This window comes from Providencia vermicola, from assembly GCF_020381325.1.
Classification (GTDB): Bacteria; Pseudomonadota; Gammaproteobacteria; order Enterobacterales; family Enterobacteriaceae; genus Providencia; species Providencia vermicola.
Window position 1 is genome coordinate 1 of sequence record NZ_JAGSPI010000001.1, and the last position, 25,210, is coordinate 25,210.

The 25,210-nt window shown below is 37.8% G+C and carries 12 protein-coding genes; 11 read left to right on the top strand and 1 reads right to left on the bottom strand.

The genetic code is table 11. The annotated features are described in order from the left end of the window. Window positions 1–340: 340 nt before the first annotated feature. The 6 genes from KDJ85_RS00005 to kdsB all read left to right on the top strand — a co-directional run bounded on the left by KDJ85_RS00005 (window position 341) and on the right by kdsB (window position 7,165). Window positions 341–2,704 carry a DNA internalization-related competence protein ComEC/Rec2 gene (locus KDJ85_RS00005; RefSeq protein WP_225817816.1) on the top strand — a complete coding sequence of 788 codons (2,364 nt, stop codon included), beginning with the start codon at window positions 341–343 and terminating at the stop codon, window positions 2,702–2,704. Window positions 2,705–2,740: 36 nt separating this feature from the next. Further along, window positions 2,741–4,486 (top strand): lipid A ABC transporter ATP-binding protein/permease MsbA, encoded by a 1,746-nt coding sequence (msbA, locus tag KDJ85_RS00010; RefSeq protein WP_225817817.1) that lies wholly within the window; start codon window positions 2,741–2,743, stop codon window positions 4,484–4,486. Next, complete coding sequence (gene lpxK / locus KDJ85_RS00015; RefSeq protein ID WP_225817819.1) at window positions 4,483–5,481, top strand: tetraacyldisaccharide 4'-kinase; 999 nt, start codon at window positions 4,483–4,485, stop codon at window positions 5,479–5,481. Before msbA ends, lpxK begins: the two co-directional genes overlap by 4 nt. A gap of 400 nt (window positions 5,482–5,881) precedes the next feature. Continuing rightward, window positions 5,882–6,097 carry a cold-shock protein gene (locus tag KDJ85_RS00020; protein WP_206086645.1) on the top strand — a complete coding sequence of 72 codons (216 nt, stop codon included), beginning with the start codon at window positions 5,882–5,884 and terminating at the stop codon, window positions 6,095–6,097. Window positions 6,098–6,233: 136 nt separating this feature from the next. Next, entirely contained in the window at window positions 6,234–6,413 is a 180-nt protein-coding gene (locus tag KDJ85_RS00025; protein ID WP_206086646.1) for a Trm112 family protein, read from the top strand. Between the two features lie 5 nt (window positions 6,414–6,418). Then, window positions 6,419–7,165, top strand: coding sequence for a 3-deoxy-manno-octulosonate cytidylyltransferase (gene kdsB / locus KDJ85_RS00030; protein ID WP_225817821.1), 747 nt, complete (start codon window positions 6,419–6,421; stop codon window positions 7,163–7,165). Window positions 7,166–7,239: 74 nt separating this feature from the next. Here kdsB and elyC read toward each other — a convergent pair whose 3' ends face one another. After that, complete coding sequence (gene elyC, locus KDJ85_RS00035) at window positions 7,240–8,067, bottom strand: envelope biogenesis factor ElyC (RefSeq protein ID WP_225817823.1); 828 nt, start codon at window positions 8,065–8,067, stop codon at window positions 7,240–7,242. A gap of 338 nt (window positions 8,068–8,405) precedes the next feature. Between elyC and cmoM the strand changes: the two genes are divergently transcribed. From cmoM to KDJ85_RS00060, 5 genes are all read left to right on the top strand, one after another. Further along, window positions 8,406–9,194: a tRNA uridine 5-oxyacetic acid(34) methyltransferase CmoM gene (gene cmoM, locus KDJ85_RS00040; RefSeq protein WP_225817825.1), complete on the top strand. Its 789-nt coding sequence runs from the start codon at window positions 8,406–8,408 to the stop codon at window positions 9,192–9,194. Further along, window positions 9,191–10,516: a chromosome partition protein MukF gene (mukF, locus tag KDJ85_RS00045; RefSeq protein ID WP_225817827.1), complete on the top strand. Its 1,326-nt coding sequence runs from the start codon at window positions 9,191–9,193 to the stop codon at window positions 10,514–10,516. Before cmoM ends, mukF begins: the two co-directional genes overlap by 4 nt. After that, on the top strand, window positions 10,497–11,222 hold the full coding sequence (gene mukE / locus KDJ85_RS00050) for a chromosome partition protein MukE (RefSeq protein WP_047756751.1): 726 nt from the start codon (window positions 10,497–10,499) through the stop codon (window positions 11,220–11,222). Before mukF ends, mukE begins: the two co-directional genes overlap by 20 nt. Then, the gene (gene mukB, locus KDJ85_RS00055; RefSeq protein ID WP_225817829.1) at window positions 11,222–15,664 is read left to right on the top strand and encodes a chromosome partition protein MukB; all 4,443 of its coding nucleotides are present in this window, start codon (window positions 11,222–11,224) and stop codon (window positions 15,662–15,664) included. The genes mukE and mukB overlap by 1 nt, the downstream gene beginning before the upstream one ends. A gap of 549 nt (window positions 15,665–16,213) precedes the next feature. Beyond that, window positions 16,214–25,162 carry a C80 family cysteine peptidase gene (locus KDJ85_RS00060; RefSeq protein ID WP_225817831.1) on the top strand — a complete coding sequence of 2,983 codons (8,949 nt, stop codon included), beginning with the start codon at window positions 16,214–16,216 and terminating at the stop codon, window positions 25,160–25,162. The last annotated feature ends 48 nt before the right edge of the window (window positions 25,163–25,210 follow it).

The following is a 25,210-nucleotide window of genomic DNA, read 5'->3' on the forward strand; positions in this document are numbered from 1 at the left end:
CCAACACCAACACCAACACCAACACCAACACCAACACCAACACCAACACCAACACCAACACCAACACCAACACCAACACCAACACCAACACCAACACCAACACCAACACCAACACCAACACCAACACTATTTTTAGAATAAGCGAAAATAATCGAATGAAAACAAAAACAGTATTTAACTACATATGACTGCGAAGCGCTTCGCAAAAATTTTGTAATTAATACTCTTTACTAAATGTTTTTGGGAAATGCGTTCTAACACTGTATTTATAAATTAAAAGTTAAACTAGTAAAGGGTAAGTTAGGTACAAGGTTGAAAAATAGATAAAAATAAAATCACAATGAAAAATGTTCAAAATAATAATAGGATGTTGAAATATAAAGGATCAAAATTATCCTTAACATTGGTATCATTCGCTGTTATCGGTGGAATATTACCCTTGTTATTTATACCTAATATTTTAAATGTTGATAATTCAATTTTTATTTTATTTTCTTCTGTTATTTTATTATTTATACGTTTCATGAATAAAACCTTAAAATTCGTTTTGTTAGTAATGGTTTTTTTTCTATGGGGAAACTGGCATGGTAATAATATAAAGAATAATATAAATTTTTTATCTGAAAGATATCATTATCTGGACATAACAGTCACCAGTTTATCAACTAAAAATAAAGAACAAAAAATAAAAGTTAAAATTGATAAGGTTAATAATAAAATAATTTACCCACCGCTTTATGCAATATGGAAAAGTAAAAAAATTATATGTGCAGGGCAATCATGGAGAATTAATAGCAAACTAAAGCCTTTACATAACTCTTTGAATGAAAGTAGTTTCGATCAACAACGGCATCAGTTAGCGCAACGGGTTGTTGGTACACTAAAGAGTAAAGAAAATACGGTATTGAATCCTGAATGCTCCATAAGGCAAAAAATAATCAATAAATTTATAGAGCCAATTAATGCCTTAAGAAATGTAGGGATTATTTATGGATTAATGTTTGGAGAAAGAACATTATTGTCTGAAAAACACTCGTATTTATTACAGCAGACTGGTTTAACTCATTTAATGGCGATTTCAGGCTTGCATATTGGGCTGGCTTACTATTTAGGAATTCTTATAGCTAGAGGCATACAATATGTGCTTCCCATTCGTTTTATGAATCAGGTTTTCCCTATTGTATTGGGATTAGTATTAGCATTTTTGTATGCATGGATCTCTGGCTTTGCAATTCCAGCGACTAGGGCATTGTTTTCACTGCTTTTATGGATTTATATTCGAAACAGTCCATCATTATTCTTTTCTTGGCAGTGGGCGCTTTGGAGTATTGCAGGCATTTTACTATTTAACCCACTTGCTATTTTATCCGATAGCTTTTGGTTATCGAGTTTTGCTGTTTTAGCTATTTTGTATTGGTTGACTGTTTTTCCATTACCTGCACATCTAATTCAAACGAAAGTGATTGGCAAAGTCATAGGTTTAGTTCATTTACAGGTTGGATTGTTAATTTTATTAATACCAATGCAAGTCATCGTATTTAGTGGTATTAATGTCATGAGTATACTTGCTAATTTATGGTTTGTTCCATTGATATCTTGGATAGTAGTACCTGCAATATTAATTATTTTTTTAATACCAAATATAACAATACAAAATTTAATTTTGGGCTTTATAGATAGAGTTATTGATTTTGGATTGCTTCCGCTACCTTTCTTTAGTCGCTATTGGGTAGATCTTTTTCATATCCCCTATTACCTATTATTTATTTGCTGGTCTATAGCGCTAATATGCCTATTTAGGTGGTATAAAACGTATTTTTCTCTTATTAGCTGCATTGTTGTTTTGATTTTAATAGAGCGGAGCAATGATAAAAAGCCAGAGTATGATTGGAGTATGACATTACTCGATATTGGGCATGGCTTAGCTGTTATCATTGAGCAAAATAATTTAGCTTACCTATATGATACTGGAAACTCTTGGAAAGGGCATAGCAATGCCAAAAGGCAAATAATTCCTTTTTTAAAACAAAGAAATATAGTTCCGATAGGAATTATTTTAAGCCACAATCATTTGGATCATACTGGAGGGGGCAGTGACTTAATTAAGGAATATCCGTGGTTGAATTTACGAAGTAGTTTTGGAATTCATTTAGCTAAATCTAAGCAAAAAAAATCGAGTAAGTTTAAAAAGATGATGAATCTACCTTGCGTCAAAGGACAAAAATGGCAATGGGGAAAGTTGATGTTTGAAGTTTTGTGGCCAGAAACATTATCCGCTATTTCTCATAATAATGATTCGTGTGTTATACAGTTTACAGATGGATACCATAAAATTTTATTGACTGGAGATATTGAAAAGAAGGGAGAAGAAAAATTAGTTGAAACTTATAAACATAACCTCCATTCTTCTATTTTGTTTGCGCCTCATCATGGAAGCCAAACATCATCAACTAACTTATTGTTAAGAAATGTTCAACCTGAAATGGTTCTCGTTTCATCGGCAAGGTATAGCGCATGGAAAATTCCGTCGGAAAAGGTTTATCAAAGGTACAAAAAAAATAATATTCAGTGGTTAAATACTGCAGAGAAAGGGCAGTTAACATTATGGTTTAACAAAGAAAAGGTCAATATTCGTAGCTACCGTGATGAAATTTCTCCGCGTTGGTATCATCTGTGGTTTGGCTTACCGCTGTTTCCCGAGTAGAATAGTGCGCTTACATTAAGTCTGGTAATTAAAAGTATGAATGATAAAGACCTTTCGACAAAACAAACTTTTCGCCGCTTATGGCCGATTATTGCGCCTTTTAAAGCGGGCTTAATTGTTGCAGCAATTGCTCTTATTATAAACGCTGCTGGCGATGCGTTTATGATTTCGTTATTAAAACCTTTATTAGATGAAGGTTTCGATAAAGCCGATAACGATGTATTAAAATGGCTTCCACTCGCCGTATTAGGTTTAATGGTTGTCCGTGGTGGTTCTAGTTTCGTCTCAACTTATTGTGTTTCTTGGGTTGCAGGTAAAGTTGTGATGAATATGCGCCGTAAACTTTTTGGCCATATGATGGGAATGCCAGTGAGTTTTTTCGACCAACAATCCACGGGAACGCTTTTATCTCGAATTACCTATGATTCAGAACAAGTTGCGTCTTCATCTTCAGGTGCATTAATTACAATTATCCGTGAGAGTGCTTATATCATCGGCTTATTTACGATGATGTTTTACTATAGCTGGCAATTATCACTTATTTTGATTGTTATCGCGCCTATCGTGTCCATTACTATCCGAATTGTTTCTAAGCGTTTTCGTAAGATCAGTAAAAATATGCAAACAGGCATGGGGCATGTCACTGCAAGTGCGGAACAAATGCTAAAAGGGCACAAAGAAGTTTTAATCTTTGGTGGTCAAAAAGTTGAAACTGAGCGTTTTTATAAAGTTAGTAATAATATGCGCCGCCAAAATATGAAGATGGTGACCGCATCGGCAATTTCAGACCCAATTGTGCAGCTGATTGCCTCATTTGCCCTTGCCTTTGTTTTGTATGCGGCAAGTTTTCCTGATATTCGCGATGAACTCACCTCTGGTACTATCGCCGTTGTTTTCTCATCTATGTTTGCATTGATGCGCCCGTTAAAATCATTAACGAACGTCAACGCGCAATTCCAGCGTGGAATGGCGGCTTGCCAAACGTTGTTTGCTATCTTAGATTCGGATCAAGAAAAAGATGAAGGGACTAAAGTTCTCAAGGATGTGAAGGGTGATATCAAATTTGAGAATGTAACTTTTACTTATGCAACAAAAGAGCATCCTGCATTAGATGATGTTTCTTTTACTTTGCCCGCAGGAAAATCCGTTGCGTTAGTTGGACGTTCAGGTTCTGGTAAATCGACAATTGCCAACCTAATCACGCGCTTTTATGACATTGATAAAGGTTCTATCCAAATTGATGGCCATGATATTCGTGATTACACACTGTCATCATTGCGTAGCCAAGTAGCTCTTGTATCGCAACATGTATATCTTTTTAACGATACGATAGCGAATAATATTGCTTATGCGACTGATGGTAGTTATAGCCGTGAACAAATTGAAAAAGCGGCGGAAATGGCTTATGCCATGGACTTTATTGCTAAGCTTGATAAAGGGTTAGATACAGTCATTGGTGAAAATGGTGTCATGCTTTCAGGTGGACAACGTCAGCGTATTGCTATTGCACGTGCTTTATTACGTGATGCACCAATTTTGATCCTTGATGAGGCGACATCAGCACTTGATACTGAATCAGAACGTGCAATCCAAGCTGCACTTGATGAGTTACAGAAAAATAGAACATCATTGGTAATAGCGCACCGGTTATCAACAATCGAAAATGCAGATGAAATTTTGGTTGTACAAGATGGTCATATCATTGAGCGTGGAACACATACATCGTTGCTAGCGCAAAATGGGGCTTATTCTCAATTACATAGTATTCAATTTAAACAATGATAGAACGTATTTGGTCCGGCAAATCATGGTTGTATGTATTACTGTTGCCGTTATCTTTTCTTTATGGATTGATAACAATAGTACGTTATGCAGCTTATAAAGTCGGACTAAGTCGCTCTTGGAAAGCACCAATACCTGTGGTGGTGGTGGGAAACCTCACCGCTGGAGGTAATGGCAAAACGCCAGTGGTTATCTGGTTGGTTGAGTCGCTGGTAAAAGAAGGCTATCGAGTGGGGGTGGTGTCTCGCGGTTATGGTGGAAAAGCAGAGAGATACCCACTTGTTCTTGATGAAAATACGCCAACAACAGCTGCTGGTGATGAGCCTGTTCTAATTTACCATCGTACTAAAGCCCCCGTAGCTGTAGCCCCTAGACGTAGTGATGCAGTCAAAGCACTGCTGGCAATGCACGAATTGGATGTTGTCATCACTGATGATGGTTTGCAGCATTATGCATTGCAACGTGATTACGAAATTGTTGTGATTGATGGTCAGCGTCGTTTCGGTAATGGGTGGTGGTTACCTGCAGGGCCCATGAGAGAACGAGCGGGGCGTTTAAATAGCGTGAATGCATTAATTGTCAATGGTGGGCAACCTGAGGGGAGTGAAGTATTGATGACCCTAGAAGGTGACACTGCGGTTAATATTGTGACTTCAGAAAATCAGCCTGTTACCCAGCTTCAATCAGTCGTTGCAATGGCTGGAATTGGGCACCCACCTCGTTTTTTTGCTTCTTTAGAACATAAAGGGCTTACGTTGATGAATACCCACGCTTTTGCTGACCACCAAGATTATGAGCAAAAGCAACTTGCTGCTCTTGCTAAACCTACCCAAAGCTTACTGATGACTGAAAAAGATGCCGTTAAATGCCGCTCATTTGCACAGCCAAATTGGTGGTTTTTACCTGTAAAAGCGCAATTATCATCCAATGGTGAGCAAAAAATCCTAAGTGAAATAAAAAAACTTATCACAAATAACAAAAATGCTTGCCACTAACACTTCACTATGATAATAATATCGCCACTGTGATATAGGTCTAATTATTATGTATCTAGATGCAATACAGTAATAATTGGATTTTATACTAGCTTAATTTCACGCTCCGTTCTTTAGTTAGTCTTCATATCCTCGCACATCAACGCTGTTAAATCGTTGTTACTTAGTTTTGTCATCATAATGTCAAAATAGACTGTTAACTTCACAGTAGATGCGTGGTGCCTGAAATCTACATTTACGGGCGTTATAAAAGATGCACAATAATTTTAGTGCATGAATTGGTAAAAGTTTAATTACTCTTTAATGTATTAATAGATCGGCAATATATAAATGGGAAGCAAGAAAGAGTAATGATACAAAAATAAAAAGGTATTGTTCTTAGAACAAAAGGAGTTTTAATATGAATTTTCAATTACATATGGGTCGAGTTAAATGGTTTGACGCAAAAGAAGGTTACGGTTTTATTTCACCTTTTAATGGTGGAGATGATGTATTTGTGACAACAAAATCAATTGCTAATAAAAAAATTAAATCATTGTTTGAAGGTCAAAACGTTGAGTTTTCCTTAACTCGTAGTTCCGATGGCATAACGGCTGCTGACGTTATTGCTTACTAAATAAAAACAGCACAATTTCTCCTGCTTTCATCCTCTCATCTTTGCAGGCGATCTTAATCAGAAAGATTAAAGTTAACGGTGATATCTGCATGTGATATCCTGACTCTAAGTGAGTTAAATCCATTCGGGAGAAAACATGGATCACCGTTTACTTGAAATCATTGCCTGCCCTGTTTGCCATGGCAAATTAAGTTACAACAAAGAACACCTCGAACTTATCTGTAAGTTTGATCATCTGGCCTATCCTATTCGTGATGGCATCCCCGTTTTACTTGAAAACGAAGCGCGCCAAGTCTCATTAGATGAAGGACAATAATCGCCATGTTTACGGTTATTATTCCTGCTCGTTATGCATCAACTCGTTTGCCTGGTAAGCCGTTAGCTGATATTCATGGTAAACCGATGGTTGTTCGAGTGATGGAGCAAGCCATTAAATCAGGTGCTAACCGAGTGATTGTCGCCACAGACCACCAAGAGGTGGCGAATGCAGTGATTGCTGCGGGGGGCGAAGCGTGTATGACTAACCCTGATCACCAATCAGGTACGGAAAGATTGGCAGAGGTTATTGATACGTACGGTTTTTCTGATGATGAAATCATTGTGAATGTACAGGGTGATGAGCCTTTAATTCCGCCTGAAATTATTAGCCAAGTTGCTCATAACCTTCAAGGCAGTAAAGCGAATATGGGCACACTAGCTGTTCCAATTCATGATGCACATGAAGCTTTCAACCCAAATGCTGTGAAAGTAGTGACAGATCATGAAGGGTATGCATTGTACTTTTCCCGTGCAACGATCCCTTGGGATAGAGACAATTTTGCGAAAAGTCATGACTCGATAGGTGATTTTTTCTTACGCCATATTGGTATCTATGCATATCGTGCAGGCTTTATTCGCCGTTATATTCATTGGGAAGCGAGCCCACTAGAGAAAATCGAAATGCTTGAGCAACTTAGAGTGCTTTGGTATGGCGAAAAAATCCATGTGGACGTTGCAAAAGTGACGCCAGGAGCAGGTGTTGATACACCAGAAGACCTAGAGTTGGTGAGAAAACAATTCTTATCATAGGTATTTATTCGCTTTTACCAATGGCATGAGGCGATAAAAAAGGCGTAACCTTAATGAGTTACGCCTTTTTGTTTTTATTCGGAAACAACTAACTCAGGTGTGCTGAGCGATTCTTCCAAGGCTTGAGTATTGTCAGGCTTTATATGCCACCAAATCGTGCCAATAAATTCGTACCAAGCTCGCTCGCTATGGCTGAAGTAATAGGCCGAAGGAATATATTTTTCCCATGGATTAATACCACTGCTAATGGCTAATTGATTTGCAGGGGCTGGATAAGGCTGCATACCTCTATCGGTGAACATTGTAATAGCCCTTGGCAGATGGTTAGCAGATGTCACGAGTAAAAATGGCGCTTTACCAATGATTTTCTCAACCTCGTAAGCCTCTTCTTGTGTATCTTTGGGTTCAGTGAGTGGGATTGTATCTGACTCAGGAACACCCAATGACTGTGCAACGTTAGCTGCAACCTCGGCACTGCTCATCGTGCTGTTGGCTTTTCCACCTGTGAATATCAGTTTACTTCCAGGGTGTTTAAGGTATAAACGCACGCCTTCGGTGACTCTTGGCAGGCTGTTATTTAATAAATTGGCGCTTGGGCTCCAATCAGGGTTATAGGTAAAACCACCGCCTAAGACTACGATGTATTTGATATCATTTGGTGGGTTTTCTGTGATTAATTCATAGCGTTTATTGTATTTACCCTCAATCGGGGCGAGCAAGCTATCTGAAATAGGTTGTAAACCAAGTAGCGCGATTAACACTAAGCTCACAGTTGTTAAGCTTTTCCCCCATTTTTGCCAGCGAGTAAACCACAGTAAAAGCAGGCCGATAGCCCCAATGATGAGCAATAATGGCAATGGCATCAAAAGTGAGCCAATGTACTTCTTTAAGAAAAATAACATAATCAAGCCTATATTTAGGGGACGAACGACTGCCAATATTCGGTATGAGTTTGGCAAATTTGCTACATAAGACAACGAAAATTAACGTGAATAATGCCAAAATGAAATTCGCTGAGCAAAATAAACTACTATGCAAAAATATAACTATTATCTGTTATAATTTACGTTTCAGCTGTCGCCAACATCTTGTGTGTTAAGCACAATACTCAGTGATAATATTCATGATTAGATAAATTTTCATCAAGATCTGGATGAAACTGACGATTTTTGGATGTTTTTGCGACAAATTGACCCATAAATATGCTGTAAATGATGAATGATAGGTAACTGGATAGCACATGGCAGACCGCAACTTTGATGATATTGTCGATAAATTTGCAAAAAATATCTACGGAACGACCAAAGGAAAAATACGCGAAGCGGTGGTTTGGCAAGACTTAACTCAACTATTAGAGTCTCAGTTTAAGGGAAAAGTATTACGAATTCTCGATGCGGGTGGTGGGGAAGGTCATTTTTCGCGCAAATTAGCGGCATTGGGTCATCAAATCATACTTTGCGATTTATCCGAAGAGATGTTGGAGCGTGCTCGTGAATTCGCTCAAGAAGAGGGAGTTATGGGCAACATGCAGTTTGTCCATTGTGCAGTACAAGACATCGCACAGCATATTGATGAACCTGTTGACCTCGTGCTTTTTCACGCGGTTCTTGAGTGGATTAGCGATCAAAAATATGCAATTGAACAACTGGCAGATATAATCAGACCAGAAGGCGTATTTTCTGTCATGTTCTATAATGCAAATGGCTTGGTCATGCGTAATGCAATTTTAGGTAATTTTCATCTTGCAACGCCGCATATACAACGTCGCCGTAAACGTTCGTTGTCACCGCAAAAACCGCTATTTCCTCAACAAGTTGATGAATGGTTAGTAGAGTGTAAGATGGATATCTTAGGGAAAAGCGGTGTCCGGGTTTTCCATGATTATTTGCAAAGTCGGCAGTTACAGCAAAAAGATTTTCCTGCGTTGTTGGCACTTGAACAACAATATTGCCGTGAAGAACCGTATATCAGCATGGGGCGCTACATTCATGTCATGGCACGCAAACAAATACAAAAGGACGATTTATGAGTGATTTTTCCCAGACCGTCCCTGAGCTCGTGTCTTGGGCACGAAAAAATGATTTTGCAATTTCACTTCCCGCTGAACGTTTAGCATTTTTACTTGCCGTTGCTGTACTGAATAGTGAGCGGGTGAATGGTGAGATGAGTGAAGTGGAATTGGTCGATGCCTTCCGCGAGGTTTGCAAAGGATTTGAACAAACGACGGAGTCCCTAGCGGTACGCGCAAATAATGCCATCAATGATATGGTGCGCCAGAAAATATTTAACCGCTTTGCGAGTGATATTATCGAAGGTAATGCAATTTATCGTTTGACCCCATTAGGCATTGGTATTAGTGATTACTATATTCGCCAACGTGAATTTTCAACGTTACGGCTTTCGATGCAGCTTTCTATCGTTGCAGGTGAATTGCAACGTGCGGCAGAAGCTGCCGAAGAGGGCGGTGATGAATTTTATTGGCATCGTTATGTTTTTGCTCCGCTAAAATATTCTGTAGCTGAAATCTTTGATAGCATTGATTTATCTCAGCGAATAATGGATGAGCAACAAAACTCAGTAAAAGAAGATATTGCAGCGCTGCTAAATCAAGACTGGCAAGCGGCGATTGCCAACTGCGAACAATTACTGTCGGAAACCTCAGGAACTCTGCGAGAATTGCAAGATACGTTAGAGGCCGCTGGGGATAAACTACAAGCTAACCTGCTACGCATTCAAGAAGCAAACATGAATGCGCCTACATTTTCAGATATGGTTGATAGGTTAGTTTTTGATTTACAAAACAAATTAGACCGTATTGTGAGCTGGGGGCAACAATCCATTGATCTTTGGATTGGCTATGATCGTCATGTTCATAAATTTATCCGTACTGCGATTGATATGGATAAAAATCGCATATTTTCTCAGCGGTTACGTCAATCTGTTCAACATTATCTCGACAGCCCTTGGGCGCTCACTTACACCAATGCTGACCGATTATTCGACATGCGAGACGAAGAACTTGCCTTGCATGATGAAGAAGTCACAGGTGAGTTACCACCAGAACTGGAATTTGAAGAATTTAGCGAATTAAATGATAGGCTTGCAGAACTAATGGAAGCAGAACTCGCGTTCTATAAAACAGAGCAGCGTCCATTAGATGTTGGTCGTGTATTACATGATTACTTGCAGCAGTATCCGCAAAAACGTCATTTTGATGTAGCGCGAATTATTATTGATCAAGCTGTAAGATTAGGTATCGCAGAGGCTGATTTGGCGGGATTACCGGCAGAATGGCAAGCTATTAATGATCACGGAGCCAAGGTACAGGCACATGTCATCGACAAATATTGAACAATTTATGCCAGTTAAGCTGGCTCAAGCATTAGCTAACCCTATTTTTCCAGAGCTAGACAGCCAATTGCGTTCAGGTCGTCACATTAGCGTTGATGACCTTGATAACCACGCATTTTTGATGGATTTTCAGGAAGCGTTAGAGCAATTTTATGCACGTTATAACGTTGAGTTAATCCGTGCGCCAGAAGGCTTTTTCTATCTGCGTCCTCGCTCAACCACATTAATCCCACGCTCCGTGTTGTCTGAGTTGGATATGATGGTTGGGAAAATTCTTTGTTACCTCTATTTGAGCCCAGAGCGCTTAAGTAACCAAGGTATTTTTACCTCTCAAGAGTTATTTGAGGAGCTGCTATCGCTGGCAGATGAAAGCAAATTATTGAAATTTGTTAATCAGCGCTCGACAGGGTCTGACCTTGATAAACAAAAATTGCAGGAAAAACTAAGAACCTCACTAAACCGTTTACGCCGTTTAGGCATGGTGCATTTTTTGCAAAATGATTCGAGTAAATTCATTATTAGCGAATCGGTTTTCCGTTTTGGTGCTGATGTGCGCAGTGGGGATAATCCGCAAGATGCCCAATTACGTATGATCCGTGATGGTGAAGCTATTTCCTTAGACGGCGAATTATCACTCAAAGACAGTGATGACGACGAAGTCGAAGATAGCCAAGACCCAGCAGAAAGTGATGAGGATGAAGAATAATGATTGAACGCGGAAAATTTCGCTCACTGACGCTGGTGAACTGGAACGGTTTTTTTGCTCGTACTTTTGACCTTGATGAGCTGGTGACCACACTCTCAGGGGGGAATGGTGCAGGTAAATCGACAACTATGGCGGCGTTTATTACTGCCATGATCCCTGATTTAACCTTGTTGCATTTTCGTAATACCACAGAAGCGGGGGCGACATCGGGTTCCCGTGATAAAGGCTTACACGGTAAATTACGTCCAGGTGTCTGTTATGCCATCTTGGATGTGCTGAATTCGAAACACCAGCGTGTCATGGTCGGAGTGCGCTTACAGCAAGTTGCTGGGCGTGATAAAAAAGTCGATATTAAGCCATTTATGGTGCAAGGTGTACCACTTGCCACTGTACCGACTGAAATTTTAACGGAAGTGATTGATGGGCGTCAGGCCAAGGTTATTCCATTAAATGAGTTAAAAGAAAGACTTGAAGAGCAAGATGGCATTTTATTCAAGCAATTCAACTCGATAACTGATTACCACTCGATTCTGTTTGAATTAGGTGTATTACCTAAACGACTGCGTTCAGCAGGGGATCGTAGTAAATACTACCGTCTTATTGAAGCCTCGCTGTATGGCGGGATTTCAAGTGCGATCACGCGTTCATTACGTGACTATTTATTACCAGAAAACAGCGGAGTCCGTAAAGCGTTCCAAGACATGGAGGCCGCACTACGGGAAAACCGTTTAACCCTTGAAGCTATCCGCGTTACTCAATCAGACCGTGATCTATTCAAACATCTGATTAGCCAAGCCACAGACTATGTTTCTGCGGATTATATGCGTCACTCAAATGAACGACGCATTCATCTTGATGCGGCATTGGCGGCACGTAATGAGCTCTATGCTAGCCGTAAACAACTTCGTGTTGAGCAAGTTCGCAGTGTTGAAATGGCGCGTGAATTAAATGAGCAAAATGGCTCGTCAACAGAGTTAGAGGCGGACTACCAAGCAGCAAGTGACCACTTAAACTTAGTACAAGCAGCCCTTCGCCAGCAAGAAAAAATTGACCGTTATCAAGCTGATATCGAAGAGCTGACATATCGCCTTGAAGAACAAAGTGAAGTTGTTGCACAAGCAACAGAATCACAAGAAGAATTTGAAGCACGTGCTGAAGCGGCGGAAGTTGAGGTTGATGAATTAAAAAATCAGCTAGCTGATTATCAGCAAGCACTTGATGTACAGCAAACCCGCGCCATTCAATATCAACAAGCGCTGCATGCGCTGAACCGTGCACGTGACCTGTGTCAATTACCTGAATTAACCATCGATAATGCAGATGAATGGTTAGACACGTTTGAGGCCCGGGAACAGCAAGCTACAGAAGCTTTGCTGGCACTTGAACAAAAAATGAGTGTAGCTGATGCTGCACACAGCCAATTTGAGCAAGCCTATCAACTCGTTAAGAACATGGTGGGTGAGGTGAGCCGCAGTGATGCTTATCAACAAGCGCGTGCACTATTGCGTGATTGGTCATCCCAGCAACATTTGGCTGAGCGTGTTCAACCTTTACGTATGCAACTCTCTGAATTACAACAGCGTTTAAGTAGCCAGCAAAATGCAGAAAGGTTACTCGCTGAGTTTTGTAAACGCCAAGGACAGAGCTATGAGCCTGATGAGCTCGATGCCTTAATGGCAGAGCTTGAAGCTCAGCAAGAAGAATTAAGTGTTGGTGTAAATGAAAGTGGTGAACGACGCATGCAAATGCGCCAAGAGCTTGAACAAATTCGTCAGCGTATTGCTCAGCTCTCAGCGAAGGCTCCTGCGTGGATTGTCGCTCGAGAAGCGTTAACACAACTGAACGAACAATCGAACGAGACATTCGATTCAAGTACCGCTGTTACTGAGTTTATGCAGCAATTGCTCGAACAAGAGCGCGAAATTACTGTTGAGCGTGATGAAGTTGCAGCCCAGCGCCGCGATCTTGAAAAACAAATTGAGCGTTTAAGCCAGCCAAGTGGTGCAGAAGACAGCCGCATGTTAGCGCTAGCAGAGCGTTTCAATGGTGTTTTACTATCTGAAATCTATGATGATATTACCATTGAAGATGCCGCTTATTTCTCAGCGCTATACGGCCCAGCTCGCCACGGTATCGTGGTACAAGACCTTGATGTGGTTCGTAGCCAGCTGGATTCACTGCAAGATTGCCCAGATGATGTGTATTTCATCGAGGGAGACCCGTCTTCTTTCGATGATAGCGTTTTTGATGCACAAGAGTTTGAAAATGCCGTTTTAGTACGTTCATCTGAGCGTCAATGGCGTTATTCGCGTTACCCTGAATTGCCACTGTTTGGTCGTGCAGCGCGTGAAAGTCATTTAGAGTCGCTCACAGCAGAACGTGATGAACTCGCAGAGCGTTATGCGACACTCTCTTTTGATGTGCAAAAAATTCAGCGTGCACACCAAGCATTTAGTCGCTTCATTGGCCAGCATATTTCAGTGGCGTTTGAAAATGATCCTGAAGCTGAAATTCGGACATTAAATCAAAAGCGTACTGAACTTGAACGTGCATTAAGCCAATTTGAAGAACAAACTTCGCAGCAACGTCAGCAGTTTACCCAAGGTAAAGAAAGCTTAGCCTCTTTGAATCGCCTGTTACCTCAAATGGGGTTGCTGCTCGATGAAACCTTGGCGGATAGAGCGGAAGAAATTAGCGAAGAGCTGATTGAAGCAGAAGAAGCGGCACACTTCCTGAATAAACATGGACATGCGTTAGAAAAATTAGAGCCTATTGTGACGGTATTGCTCAGCGACCCTGAGCAGCACGACCAACTGCGCAAAGATTATGATACTGCAAAACACACACAGCAAAATGCGAAACAGCAAGCTTTTGCTGTGGTTGAAGTTGTCCAGCGCCGTGCTCACTTTAGTTACAGTGACTCGACAGGTATGGTCAATGAAAATGCCGACTTAAACGAAAAATTACGCCAACGTTTAGAACAAGCGGAAACAGAACGTACACGTGCTCGTGAGCAATTACGTCAGCACCAAGCTCAATCTGCTCAATATCACCAAGTTTTTGCTTCATTACGTAGCTCTTTTGAAACGAAGCAAGAAATGCTGAAAGAGCTAGAAGCTGAAATGCAGGAAATCGGTGTTAAAGCCGACCCAGATGCGCAAGAACGGGCACGGATTCGTCGCGATGAATTACATCAACGAGTAATGGAAAATCGTAGTCGTATTAATCAGTTAGAAAAGCAGCTAACACTATGTGAAGCTGAAATGGATAACTTACAAAAACGTCTACGCAAACTCGAAAAAGATTATTACCAGCTGCGTGAGCAAGTCGTTTCGGCGAAAGCGGGTTGGTGTGCAGTGATGCGTTTGGTGAAAGATAACGGTGTTGAACGCCGCTTACACCGTCGTGAACTTGCATACACCGACGGTGACAGCCTGCGTTCAATGTCGGATAAGGCGCTAGGGGCCCTACGTCTAGCAGTGTCAGATAACGAGCATTTACGTGATGTTTTACGTCTATCGGAAGACCCAAAACACCCGGAACGTAAAATTCAGTTCTTTATTGCCGTTTATCAGCACCTACGTGAGCGTATTCGCCAAGATATCATTCGTACTGATGACCCGATTGATGCGATTGAACAAATGGAAATTGAGCTTGCACGTTTAACGGAAGAATTAACAGCACGTGAGCAAAAACTGGCCATTAGCTCGAAAAGTGTGGCAAATATTATCCGTAAAACAATCCAACGTGAGCAAAACCGCATCCGTATGCTTAACCAAGGGTTACAAGCTGTGGCATTTGGTCAGGTTAAAGGGGTACGTCTAAACGTCAATATTCGCGAAAGCCATGCACTGTTATTGAGTGTGCTATCGGAAGAAAGCGAAATGCATCAAGACTTATTTACTAGTCAACGTTTAACGTTCTCTGAAGCCATGGCAAAACTGTATCAGCGTTTGAATCCACAAGTGGATGTTGGGCAGCGTTTACCACAAACTATCGGGGAAGAGCTGTTAGATTATCGTAACTATTTAGAGTTAGATGTAGAGGTTAATCGTGGCTCAGATGGTTGGTTAAAAGCTGAAAGTGGCGCATTATCGACAGGTGAAGCAATCGGTACAGGGATGTCTATCCTAGTGATGGTTGTTCAAAGCTGGGAAGAGGAATCGCGTCGCTTACGAGCAAAAGATATTATTCCTTGTCGCTTGCTGTTCTTGGATGAAGCGGCTCGGTTGGATGCTAAGTCGATTGCCACGCTATTTGAGCTGTGTGACAGATTAGAGATGCAGTTAATCATTGCCGCACCTGAAAATATCAGTCCTGAAAAAGGCACCACCTATAAGCTGGTTCGTAAAGTATTTGGTAATAATGAGCATGTGCATGTTGTTGGTCTGAAAGGTTTTGGGCAAGAGACGCCTAATACAGTAACACCAGCATTACAGTAATTAGTTATCTGAATGAAATGAAGGCCGATATTTATTTTTAAATATCGGCCTTATTACATTTAATGAAAACTATTATTGATTATTTACAACGCCTTTTCTCTGTTGAATTAAATCACAAGTACCAAGTTATCTAATCTTTCTAATAATATACCAAAGTACTGAATTTATTGGCAATTACTGATATGGTTTCGAAATAGTAGGAATGAAGTCAATAAATCTTGGCGTTTTATACCTGAATAAAGGTCTATATCTATTTAGGTCATAAATGCAAAACAAATCCTACCACATAAAATTAATTATTATTAATTTGATACATAAAGCTAAATTGAGTTTATTACCGATATAGTTGACTAAAAAATAATTAAATAATTAGTATCCATTTTAAATTGGTAATTTATTTATATTAAATATAAAAACTGAACTCTATCCTATAATATTTTTTTTAATGTTAAATAATTTAACTAAGATGATTTTTAATTGTAATATTGTTTTGCTAATTGTTTTATTTAAACACCTTTGTTCATTTTAATTATATGGAGATTTTTAATAATGGGTAATATTGTAGATGGTGTTGGTTTCTCACAAGCTCAATTTATTGAGTATTTTACAAGTGATGAGAATAGGGGCATCTATTCGACTGTATTTAATGAGTATGGTTTGGATTTATCCAAATTGCCTGGATATTGTTATGGTTTTTCAAATTCATTTTTGACATATGCTGCAAAAGATAATGGTGAAAGATTCCTGAGAATTTTGAATCATTTAAATTATTTGCTAACTAATAATGAAAATAAATCAGTGCACTTGAATAAAATAAAACAAGATGCACTAAAAATACATGCGAAAGAGATATTAGATTATTACATGCTAGATGTCATAACGACCCAAAATTTCAATGAAAAAGGTACGTTATATAGCGATTATGTCGAAAATTTATTAGGTGTTGATCTTATTACAAAAAAAAGGAACTTCATTGAATATGTAGAAGACGTTTTTGAATATAATCATCTTTTAGCATTAAATAAAAATATAGAAAATAGTGATTATTATGATTACTTGAACAATGAAATCAAAATAAAAACTAAAAAATATTGGGGGGCGTTACATGCAGGACCATCATTTTTTGAAACAAATGATGGAAAGGAAGTTAAATCAGATCCACTATTCATAAAGTTAAGAAGTAAATTTAACTCTGAATTAAAAACAATTAATGAAAATTATAGCCAATCTGATATAACCTTTTTTGTGGGTGTTATAATCACCGATGTTCAAAGAGATCTTTATTTAGAGTTGGAAGATTATAATAAAAAAAGAGGAGTTGCAAACTCAAGGCTAAATATAAGCAATTATGGAAATCAAGGTTTATATGAAATCAAGTTAAGTGAATTAAGTTCTAGTTTGATGGAGCACACTCGTAATAGTAAAGAGCCTTTTTTATGTCATTTTTCATCGGAGCAACACTCAATGGCGATCAGTGCCAATTATGATGATAAAAATAAAAATTGGAAATATAGATTCTTTGATCCTAATGCGGGCATTTATATGGCCGATGAACATCAAGTATTTGTTGACTTTATAGAGCACTTTATCTCTATGAATAAAGAAAATTATAATTTTAGTTCATTTGAGAATGGTGAGCACAAAGTTTATATTTCTATAGTTGAAAAGTTTGCAACGAAAAGTGATAGAGGTGTATTTAAAGGAATAGAAGCTAAAAGGCTAAGGGATCTAGAAATAAAATTATTAATGGAAAGAAAAGAAATAATTGAAGATAATGAATCGGGCATAAAATTACTTTATACGGACTTTAATGAACAAAAAAATATAGTGAAAGTTGAATTTATCTCTAATGGGAAATTAACTACTATTTTTTCTGATGTTATGGAATTTACTGATTTGTTCGATAAGTTGAAATCTAGCAAAGATTTATTAAATAAAATAGAGGGGGATATATTCATTTCTAAAAATGAATATAAAGTATATAGTGTTAATAATAGGTTTAATATTAGTGAAGATGAAAAAATTGAACAGTATATTGATAATAACAAGGTGATAGCTAAATTAGATACAGATTTCTTTGACACACATATTCATCATATGAAGGAAGAACGATTGCTTACCTTATCTGGAGAACAATCAGCGAGTACCGAAAAAATTGCCTCCTGGCTTGACCCATATGAAATATACCAAGCAGAGCGTGCTAAAGATGCTGATCCTGACAGAGCAAGAAAGCCCACTGAGTATAGTTATAATGTTATTGTTCAAATTGAAGGGGATGAGGTATCAAGTAAAGCGACTGCGTATGCTTTCTCCAAACACCCAGATAACTCAATGATTATTCAATATGACATAAAGTCTCGTCAATATAAAATAATTTATGGTGAAATTAACCAACTTAATTTAGATAGGGTCAGATGGATAACTGTTGGTCACGGTGGTTATATCGGTGGCGGTAAGCCAACTTTATATGGAAAGAATACACCTGAACAATTTGCGGAAGGAATGAGTTATTTACGTAAAAAAATATTAAACAGTCAAAGTCCGGATAAATTAGTGTTAATTGGTTGCAATTTAGGTCGAGGAGGAGTGAGTGAAAACTTTGCATTTGGCGTCACAGGAGCCCTCGCTGAAAAAGGCATGAAGATGCCTATTATTGCCTATAGCCGAAAAGTAAGTGTTATTTATATGGGGAATAAATTGATCGTGTCTGATGATACGGTATTTGACTCAATAACTACTAAAAACTTCAAGCAAACCTATCAATTTGATCCAAAAATATTGGAAATTAACATTAATAATAAACTAGGAGCCGTCTATTTCATTGATGAGTTACGTCGCGGTGAAATAGATTTTAAACAGTTAATAGACAATGAAAATCATTTTATATCTGAGAGGGTAGATATGCTCCCTGGGACAGATCCACTTTCTAGTTTTAGGGACAGTGACTCATATAATATAGACTTTAATTTGTTAAGAAAAGTAGCTTATAATCCAGATGGTTATAAACAATTTATCGATGAGGTGACAAAATATAAAGGGGAGCTGCCTGATGACTTTCATGCCTATTTCTCTGATAAATTGCGTAATCTAGATATACCAATATGGGAAATGGTTGATGCGGATTATATAAGAAATAACCCTTTAAGAAATCGGGGGCAGGATGGTTCATTCATTACTGTAGTAATACGCTTGACTGGTGAATCTAAAGGGTTAGATATGGCACAGAGGTTAGCAAGGTCAGAACCTGATAACATCATGATTATTCAAGCAGATCCTAACCTAGAACAATGGGATATGAAACAATGGAATTTAGAATATGGTTCGGTTTCTAATTTACAGGGCAAGGAAAAGCCCGTTAGATGGGTTTTGATTGGTGACTCTGATACGGTTATCAAAACAAATAAAAAATTACCTCCTTTATTAGCAAATATACGAGATGAATACCCGTTTATTAATCCTAAGCAAATTTTATTCCAAGGGATTGATACAACAATGGTGACTACGGCTGGAGATCACAAGCAGTTTACTAATGACTTATCAACGAAGCTTAAAGAGTTTGGTTTTGACTTGCAAGTAATCTCGAAATTAACATTCCAACCTGTATCTAAACCGATATCTCAGCCAACGCTTACAGCCAATAATAATCATGAATATTTGAGCACGTTGCTTGAGAACATAGCACTTGAAAATACTGTAATCAAAGATATAAATATTACTGAGCATCCTTATTTAGCTAATTACTTTACGGATTCTAATGGTCAACTTGATATTAAAAAATTAAAAATTGCAATTTATGATCCTTTAGTCAGCCCTAAAGTAAACGAATATTTAAATCAAGCAAAAAACGAAGACTTAACGCAGTGGAATAGTCTATTTAAATCGAAGCCATTAGGCTCACTACAAGAGCAAGCAGGTAATATTAATAGAATATTAGTCTCTATTCAAAATGATCTATCTTATATCAATAAATTAAGCGAAGATTCTATTGAACAATTGAGGGTGTTATTCCCTGCTATTAATGGGTTTGATAAAGGAAAAGTGCTCGCGTTATCGACTGATCGCAATGCCTTCATGCTACTAAGTCTTGATTTGAAAAATTTTAGTCAACTGAATCATTATAATTTTGACTCAGAAGACGCTCCTTTTAAAGGACTGTTATTGGACAAAGCCTTGTCATTATATCAAGAGAATAATAGGCAGAGGCAGCAGCAATTTAATCAGTTAATAAATAGTACGAAAAATAACTCCAATGGAAGTGAAGTTAATTTAATTAACCATGGGATGATTAGGCAACATGGCTATTCAGAAAATTTTGACAAAAAATTAGGGCTTACCTATGGCTTTGAATCATTATTAGGTGATATTGATTCAGCTCGAATTTTGATGGAAAGAAAAGCATTTTTAAAGCAGCAGCAACACGAAGGCTTATTAAGTAATAGTGAAGAGGTGTTACTAAAGAAACTAGAACAGTATTCAAGCTATATTGATAGCGGATTGAGCGATACGGGTATTTTGGTGGAAGACCTACATCTGTCCAATATTTTAACGGCAGAACTATCTGATGTAGAGTTGCGTAAAGGCGCAATATATTTATTAAAAGGAGAGTCGACCACCTATACCGTAACATATAAATTTGAAGATGGTATTTATCAATATAGCTTATTTGATCCGAACGGTATTCAAATTCAGGTTAAACAACAAAATAAAAGGCAAGCTAAGAGTGATTTTAGAAAAGTATTGACATGCTATTTTAATGAGGAAATTTCTATTGAAAATGGGAAATGGGTATCACGGGCAAAGCATGCTGGTTTTATAGTTGACAGTAATGGTGAGCCAAGAGGAACGATTGTGTTTATTGACCCTCTCTCTACTGATATTAAAGAACGTATGAGCCTCTATAATCAGCAACGAAACGATATTATTAATCATACAGATTTTAGTGAACCTAAAAATAGTTGGATTGATATTAAAGGTGAATACATATCGTTAGCTAAATTGCAAAATTTAGGGGCTACAATTGATGGAAAAGCGATAATAGTAAAAGAGACTAGAAGTGAAGGTTGGTCAAATAAAATTCGTTTCAATGCGCAAAGCCTTGCAGCTGAATTAACTTTATTGAGCGGTAGCGACTCAGATCTTGCCTTTCTCAAAGCACTGAGTCTGCAATTAAATGATACCGATATAGCAGATATTGTAGAGTATGATGCAGACTTTCGCGATACTGCAATATTAAAAAAACAATTAAAATATCTAGCAAAATTTAAAGACGCTAATGGAATAAAGTTTACGCCAGAACATATCGAAAAATTAAGAGGATATGGCGTGAAGTTACCTCGTTTTCAAAAATTCGGTAATCGACTTGGTCAGGTTATGGGCGGGGTAGGTATTGGGCAGACTTTAGTGAGCATTTATAGCATTATTGATAGGCTAAATAACCCTGATATTACAGAAGATGAATATGATGAGCTAAAAAAACAGTTATACATCACATGCGGTTCAGCATTAGCCAATTATGGTGACATGATTGTTCAACCGATTCTATTGAAAATAGCTGGAAACAGTTCTTCGGTGGTAAGATCTCGTTTGGCAATGGGAATACTTATTGTTTTTAATTTAGTTGGGATGGGATTTGATGCCTACCAAGCCTACGATAATTTATCGAAATTAGAAAGTGTCTCTGATCCAAAGCAGCGAGAAGACTTAATCGTTAATGCCTCGCTTTCCATTGCTAGTTTTATTGTCAATGGCATTGTTATTATTAGTATTTTAGCAGCTTCTTCAACAATCCCCGTAGCTGGTTTAGTTATAGGTGCAATTTTAATGATCGGCGGGTGGATCTATAATGGGTTAAGGGCGGTTGAAAATATTAAAGAACAAATAGATATTAGCTGGGATCGCGAATTAGAAGAGGGGATCAGAGGCGCACTTGGTTTATCCCCGACGATTCGAACTCAACAAGAAATAATGAATAAGAACTATATCGTCTTATTCATGCATAATGAGTGGCTAGAGTCCTTAAATACATTTGAACAGCTTTTTGAGGATTTAGGTTTTAGTCATCACTTAAAAGTAATGGAAAAACCTATTATTGAGAATGAAGAAAGATTTTATTTAGTTGATGAAGATAATAACTATTTTGGAGGGCCTCTTGGTGATGTTTATCTTGGACGCGGATTTTCAGAGAAAAAATACCTTAAGCGGGGAGCTCCTTCTTATAGTTGGAGAGAAGCGGATATATTACAAAAGTATTATCATTTACAGCCAAATGGCTTGGCTCGGGCGAAAAGATTTCATAAAGCAGCATCCTGTAAATATGTTAAGCAATTGAGTGAAGTGAAAGGTCTAAAACAAGTTGGCTCAGTACCGACAAGTGAGCGTTACTCTTTTAATCTGGACTATAATAACCCATTATTAGATAGATATAATGCTAAGCATAGAATTGAGCAGAACTATTATCAAATTCCTTTTGAGCAGCAATTTGAGCTATCAGAAAAAAATAAAATTAATCTGTATATTACAAAAGGGGGATACAGCCCTTTTAAAAAAGATATAATGCAGGTTTCTGATGATGCTCCTGCTGGTATGACTATTGAGAGCGGAAATATTGATGAAATTACGTTGAGTTTCAATAGTATTTTTTCAAAAGGTATGAGTATTGATACTGCTACTGGCGATGATGTCGTTATTGGTAAGAAAAATAAAATGAACGCATTTCAAATCTCTTCAGGAGAAAAATATCTTGTAGGAGGAAATAAGACAGACTACTTTTATTTGAATGATAGTGACATTAACTCATTGAGAACAGCTGGAAATGAACCAACTAAATATTTAGATGGTCTTTTAGGTCAAGACACGCTAATGATGAGTAAGCCGATTCTTGATTATAGCGTCCATATTAATTTAAATGAGCATCGTGTGACTTATCAAAATGATAAAACAGGAGATACTATCAATGTTGCAAACATTGAAAATATTGAAAATATTATTTTATTCAATAAGTCTAATGATGAAGTTCATGGTGATGAACAACAAAATATTATTGATGTAGGAGCTGGAAAAGATAAAGCATATGGGTATGGCGGTAATGACCGATTGATACTTGTAGAAGGTGAAGCTCATGGGGGGGATGGTGATGACAGTTATTATATTCGACGTTTTGATTGGACAGAACATGCCCCATATTTTTATCGGACACGTACAAGGTATAATCGAAAGAATAAAAATTTTATAGATTCTCCCTATATAAACCCTGAGTACCTTAAGATAAAGGGAGATAAAAAAGCATACGTCACTATAAATGAAAGTAGCCAATCAGTTAGCTCAGTGGATATAGATTATTTATTGGATGAAATCTCAGATGTTTATATGGAAAATAACAATTTATATATTAAGTTGTCATTAGAGCCTGAAAAAAAATTAGGCCGTACATTTACTAATGTAAAAAGTGAGGTCACTATCGAATTAAGAAATACTTATTCGACAACGGCAGATGGTAGAAATTTACAACATAGTTATAATATAACTACTCGTGATGGTTTTACGTTTAACAGTGAATTAAAAAAAATTTCAAATGAAGAGGATAAATCGGTAAAGAAAGATTTGTTCAGAATTACTTATCTTCAAGATAATGATCAATTATCTCATTCCAGAAATGATATTGTTTATATTAATGAACAATCAAAAGAGATAACCATTCGTGGTGTTACTAAGCCATTATCTCCTTCTTGGGGGTATTTCTATACTGTTGGAAAAGCGAAAAATTTCCAATATCAAGGAACGGATGAAAATAATCAAGTACAAGGGATCCGTGAAGGTGCTTTTATTACAGTTAGCTTAGGTCAGGATGTCTACCAAATAATTCCAACACTTTACAAAAATGGGGAAGTTATTTTTGATTTTTCTGAGGTAAAAGGTCGTTATAGCAAAGAAGATAAAATCGTTTTGTTATTACCTACCGAAAATGCTTATTCATTTACTTTAGATGGAAAAATATTGCGGGTCAAAGATAAGTTAAATGAAGAGACATTTAGCATCAGGTTCGAGAATTTTGATGAAAGTATGAGTGACTCGGTCATTATACAAGATAAGTACAGTAATATATTCAAACTAAAACTACAGCAAGAAGGCGGTACGATAGATAATATCGAGCAGGTAACCAAACACATTGATGATAATTATATTGTTACTTTGCCAGCCGGTTATCTTTCTAATGAATCTGTCATCGTTGGTGAGGATGGCGATGATATCATTACTGACAGAAGTATGATGGGTCGTGTTATTTTAGGTGGGCGAGGTGATGATACGATAAAGGTGTTTGGTGGAAATAATGTTCTTTTAGGCGGTGAAGGGGAAAATAGCCTTAGCGGAGGAGAGGGGCATGACTTTCTACTTTCTAGTCAGGGAAATGACATTCTAATGGGAGGGAAAGGAAACGATCATTATTTAATTGATGGTAGTTATGAGGGGGTGGCTTTTATTGATGATACCGAAGGATATAACCATATCCACCTTGTTAACTTTAGTGGTGAAACACAAGAGGAAACAGATGAGAATGGCAATGTGTATCGTAGATATCACTCTGATTTTGATAAATATGTTATCGTGAAATTCAAATCTGAAGAAAGGAATACACCTCAAATTCATATCTATCCACAGTTGACACCAAAACTACAAAAGTTGATGGAATATAATTCAGAATCATTAATAGGTGAATTAACCAAAGCGCTATCGAACACATACAAAAGTGGGCAATTATCTACTTGGAACCCTGTTGAAAAGTTACATGGTATACTGGAAGGTATCCAAAAACCCATATCACCGACACCTAGAAGTGAATATTTATTCCTTGATTCTACGAATTCGAAGGGAAATTGGCTAGTAAATACCTTGGAAGGTGATGATACTGTTAATGATAAAAGCGGTGATGGTCGCATTATTATTGGCGATGGGGGATTTAAGCGGTTTTCAGCCGATGGCGGAAATAATGTACTGTATGGTGGTAGAGGTGGCAGCTCATTGATTGCTGGTAGTGGTGATGATGTCCTGATTTCATTATCTGGCGATGATGTGTTAAAAGGGATGGAAGGAGACGACCTTTATGTTGTAAATGGCTATGGAGAGGGACATTTGGCTATTTATGCTACGCAAGGAGAAAATAAAGTCATTTTGGTAGGTTTTGATGGTGGCAAGTTAATTGAGACTAAACGGTCGAATGGCAGTGTTGTATCAACATTGACCTCAAATACTGGACGGGTTGTGACTATCTATTATCGTAACCATGAACACTCAGATAGCGCTAGTGTATCCGTAGAGTTTTATAAAGATAATAAAGAACTATGGAAAAACCATAGCGAATTAGTTGTCGATAGACTACTTCAAGTATTGGTGAGCAGTCGGGAAAAGCATGAGAATAACCTAGATATGGCTTTGCCTGTACATGAACAAAGGCGCTGGGCTCCTACTGCTTATGTTGAGTCCTACTTAGCGAAAAGTTTTTAAAGCAGTGAAGGTAAAATAACCCTATAACTTTTATAATAACGCTCAAAT